This is a genomic window from Treponema sp. UBA7567 (assembly GCF_002476655.1).
In the GTDB taxonomy this organism is placed as follows: domain Bacteria; phylum Spirochaetota; class Spirochaetia; order Treponematales; family Treponemataceae; genus Treponema_D.
In genome coordinates, this window is sequence record NZ_DLLH01000030.1 from 1 (window position 1) to 3934 (window position 3934).

6 protein-coding genes are annotated in these 3934 nt (G+C 38.0%); 2 read left to right on the top strand and 4 right to left on the bottom strand.

Going from position 1 to position 3934, the window contains the following annotated elements; all coding sequences use genetic code 11:
- Positions 1-227 (bottom strand): 16S rRNA (cytosine(1402)-N(4))-methyltransferase (mraW, locus tag B3Y13_RS03885; protein ID WP_296692816.1); only part of this gene is annotated, 227 nt, incomplete at its 3' end.
- Between the two features lie 79 nt (positions 228-306).
- Entirely contained in the window at positions 307-762 is a 456-nt protein-coding gene (gene mraZ / locus B3Y13_RS03890) for a division/cell wall cluster transcriptional repressor MraZ (protein WP_296667622.1), read from the bottom strand.
- 157 nt (positions 763-919) lie between these two features.
- On the opposite strand from mraZ, the gene B3Y13_RS03895 reads away from it, so the two are divergent.
- A complete protein-coding gene (locus tag B3Y13_RS03895) occupies positions 920-1669 on the top strand; it encodes a hypothetical protein (RefSeq protein ID WP_296667620.1) in 750 nt (249 codons plus the stop codon).
- A gap of 209 nt (positions 1670-1878) precedes the next feature.
- Here B3Y13_RS03895 and B3Y13_RS03900 read toward each other — a convergent pair whose 3' ends face one another.
- Together B3Y13_RS03900 and B3Y13_RS03905 are read right to left on the bottom strand one after the other, a co-directional pair.
- Positions 1879-2592, bottom strand: a complete 714-nt coding sequence (locus B3Y13_RS03900; RefSeq protein ID WP_296020115.1) for a flagellar filament outer layer protein FlaA — start codon at positions 2590-2592, stop codon at positions 1879-1881.
- On the bottom strand, positions 2592-3353 hold the full coding sequence (locus B3Y13_RS03905) for a flagellar filament outer layer protein FlaA (RefSeq protein ID WP_296020117.1): 762 nt from the start codon (positions 3351-3353) through the stop codon (positions 2592-2594). Before B3Y13_RS03905 ends, B3Y13_RS03900 begins: the two co-directional genes overlap by 1 nt.
- A gap of 251 nt (positions 3354-3604) precedes the next feature.
- Between B3Y13_RS03905 and B3Y13_RS03910 the strand changes: the two genes are divergently transcribed.
- A partial coding sequence (locus tag B3Y13_RS03910) for a class II fructose-bisphosphate aldolase (protein WP_296692817.1) occupies positions 3605-3934 on the top strand: 330 nt, incomplete at its 3' end.

Below are 3934 nucleotides of genomic sequence, written 5' to 3' on the forward strand. Positions count from 1 at the left end.
CTTTCGCCAAACAAAGCAAGTCTTTTTCGTGCTCTGGCCTGAATATTTTTATCAGCATCAAGTCCAATAATATGAAGCCCTGGAAATTTGGAAAGAAAAGCAAAAGAATGTCCGCCTTCTCCCAGAGTTGAGTCAATCATCAAAGCATTTTTCTCAAAAAGCTCTCCAACAGGACTTAAATAATCCAAGCATTCCTGCAAAAGAACCGGAGTATGAACAATTTCCAACTTAAAAACTCCCGCAAACTTAAAGGAAAAACTGCACAGAAAAAAAACGTCCGGCACACAGCAGTTTTTTCAATAAAATTTATAAATTTATAGCACTAAGAGCTTCTGCCGCATCTTTTAAATCCTGCTCATTTTCTTCAAGATAAGATTTATAAGATTCACTGTCCCAAAGCTCCATATACCTGTTAATTCCAAGAATTATGCAATCTTTAGACAGTCCTGCATACTCGCGCAAGCTCTGCGGGATAGAAAGCCGTCCAGCTTTATCAAGTTCAACTTCTTGAGCTGGAGCAATAAGACTACGAAGAACAAGACGATTTTGCTTGCTGAAAGGAGATGCCGTTTCCATAATCTTAGAAGAAAGCGTCTTCCATTCTTCCAGCGTATAAAGCCATAAACAGCGGTCAAACGACTGCGTAACGATGAGGACATTTTTATCTGATTCACCGAACAACTCATTTCTAAGTTTTGCCGGAAAGAGAATTCTCCCTTTTTCGTCCAGCGTGTTCCGGTACTCACCAGTCAGAAGCTCCATTTTTTACCACTTTATTCCACTTTTTCCCACTTAAAATACATTTTAACCAATAAAATCATAAAGTCAACCACTTTTTTAGCCGACAAAATGAATATTTTAATGTTTAGAACAAAAAAAATTGAGCAACAAAAACAAATAAACAAAAGCAACAAAAAAAATGACAGTCATAAACACATACAATGAAAATTCCCTACATCGTACGCTAAAAAACATCTACGCGCTTGAGTTCAGCGGAAAAACCGAACAAAAATCCGGACGTTTTATCTGCGACATAATCACTCAAAACGACGAGATAATCGAGATCCAAACTTCAAATATTTCTGCTCTAAAACGAAAAATCGAATATTTTCTAAACAAAAATAAAAAAATAAAAATCGTTCATCCGCTAATCGAAGAAAAAATCATAAAAACTTTTTCTCCAGACGCAACCCTTCTTTCAAAAAGAAAAAGCCCGGCAAAACAAACCGTCTACACCGCGCTCCGCTCTCTTACAGGAATTTACACATTTTTAGGAAATAAAAATCTTTCTATAGAGTTTTTAAATGTAAAAATTACAGAAATCCGCCGTCAAACAGAACAAAACGTCCAAAACAAAACAAAAAGCCGCCGGCATCTAAAAAACTATCTTGTAACCGACAAAATTCTTGAAACAATCAATTCAAAACAAATTTTCCACACAAAAGAAGACTGGAAAAACCTGCTTCCACAGTCGCTTCCAGATTTTTTTACGCCGCCAGAACTACAGCAAGCCCTTTTAAAAAAAAATTGGCCTCAGAATTTTTCAAAAACAAACATCAAATCATGCGTAAAATGCTACACGCTCTTAATCTGGCTTCTGGAAAAAATGCATCTCATAAAAAAAACAGATAAAAAGAAGGGAAAAAGCTGGATTTATAAAATCAATTAGGGCGTGCCGTTTTTTTTTACAAAAAAAACGTCGGGTCAAACGTGGCTACAGCGCCTTCGCGCTTTCGGTGCTCTGCACCCGCATCGCGGCCACTAATGCCCCTCACGCAAAAAATGGGACTATTCAAAAAGCCAATCCATCGCAATTCATAACAAATCACTTAGAATAAAACTTTTAGAACGGTCCCTTTTTTTAAGAAAGTCTATCGACTACCAGTCATCCATAATATCATCTTCATCACGGTTTTCAACGTCATAAAGATCAGTTACAGCATTCAATGCATCAAAATAAATATAGTACTGACCGCGAGCAAGAGCTGGATCACAGTCAATCCTAAATCCAAGAATACGAAGTCCTGGTCTAATTCCATCGTAAGCACTCTGCTGGATAATTCCATGCTCTCCATCCGGAGTTGGAGGAATTGCAACCGTCATCTTTCTCCAGCCAGAAAATGCAAGATTTCCCATATAAAGTTCAAAGTTGTTTCCAAAATAATCCTGGACTAAAAGATAAAGACTATGTCCAATATTGCGTCCTGCTACCCAAACAGAAACAGTCTTCGTAACACCTTCAATCGGAATTGGACGAGCAGAACGGATAAAGAAAGAATTTATACCGCGTCTAAAAAATTCAACCTTAACGCCCAAAACCTTTGAATCTTCTGCATTCTCATCACCTTTTACAGGTTCTTTCATTGCTGGCGAACCGTCAAAAAGCCGGCTAGAAATCACGCCAAAATCTGGAGAAATCGAAGCATTCCAAGAGCCTTCAACTTCAAATTTATCTACAGAAATTTCACGGAGAGCCTGTTTTGCAGAATCTGCGCCGATAATTGTTGGATCAGGATCTGAAAGGCTAGAACTCTGTGCAAAAGCAATACTTGCCGCCGCCAATGTAAAAATTACAGAAATTAACTTTTTCATTATTTTGCATCCTCACTGCTTGAGCTTGATGACGAATCACCAAAATCAATATCTTTAAGCTCATATCCATCAAAAATATTGCTCAAAGTATTTGTCGTATATTTAAGCTGATCGAAGAAGATATTAAAATCATCTACAAATTCATCTGGATCAGTACGTACTCTAAAACCAACAAACATCATTGTATCAGGACCGCTACGAAGCCTTGAGTGCTGACGGATAGAAGTAGGAACTGTTACAATAACATTTTTCCAGCCGTTAAATGCAAGATTTCCGGCAGGAAGAGTATGAACGCGGCCATCAGAGTCACGAACAAGAATGTCGATGTAATAAAGATAGTTTGCGCCCCAAACCCAGAAATCTATCTGTGTGCAAGTTCCAACAAAAGGAATTTCATAAGGTTTTCCGTCAACCTCAGGGTAAACTTCAAACCAGTTTTCTCCCTTGCGTGCAAATTTAGTCTTTACACCGAGAACTTTAGGCTCGGCATTTTTATCTCTATTTAAAACTTTAAGAGAATTTGGCTGTCCAGGCACAAAATCTTTTTTCGGAAAACCTTCCTCAATGAAACGGCTTGCCTGAACACCCCAAGTCCACAACTCAGTACCAGCCATATTCTGGTATGCATTTTTTTCACCTTTATTGTCAAAATCATCAACAATAAAAGTTTCAACCGCCCTGCTGCTTGGCTGTGCAAATACCGGAGCACAGAATCCAAAAAGAAGAGCAAGACTAGTTAAAGCAACAACGCTTTTTTTCATCTAAAAACTCCTTCATGCGTATTACTTGATAATACGGCAATTTAATTATCGGCATTATTTTCTAAAATAATTATATAACATTCCAAATTATATTTTTCTCTTTGTCCTTTGTCAAACTCTTTTAGCATCATTATTTTCTAAAAACCAAAAACTTTACACGAATCTGCACATTTTCTTCTTAACTTGATTTTTCGTTTCTGACGCTGCATAATAACAGCAAGAGAACAACACCAATGGAGGCGTAGAATTTTATGGTAAATTACAAAGATTTAGGACTCGTAAACACCCGCGATATTTTCGCGAAGGCAATAAAAGGCGAATATGCAATCCCTGCCTATAACTTCAATAACATGGAACAGATGCAGGCAATTATCCAGGCCTGTGTAGAAACAAAATCTCCTGTAATTCTTCAGGTTTCAAAAGGCGCCCGCCAGTATGCAGACAAATTCATCCTCAGAAATTTAGCTCGCGGCGCAGTTGAATATGCTCATGAGCTTGGCTGCGATATTCCGATCGTCCTTCACCTTGACCACGGTCCTAGCTTTGAAGTAGCAAAAGACTGTATCGACAACGGTTTTTCT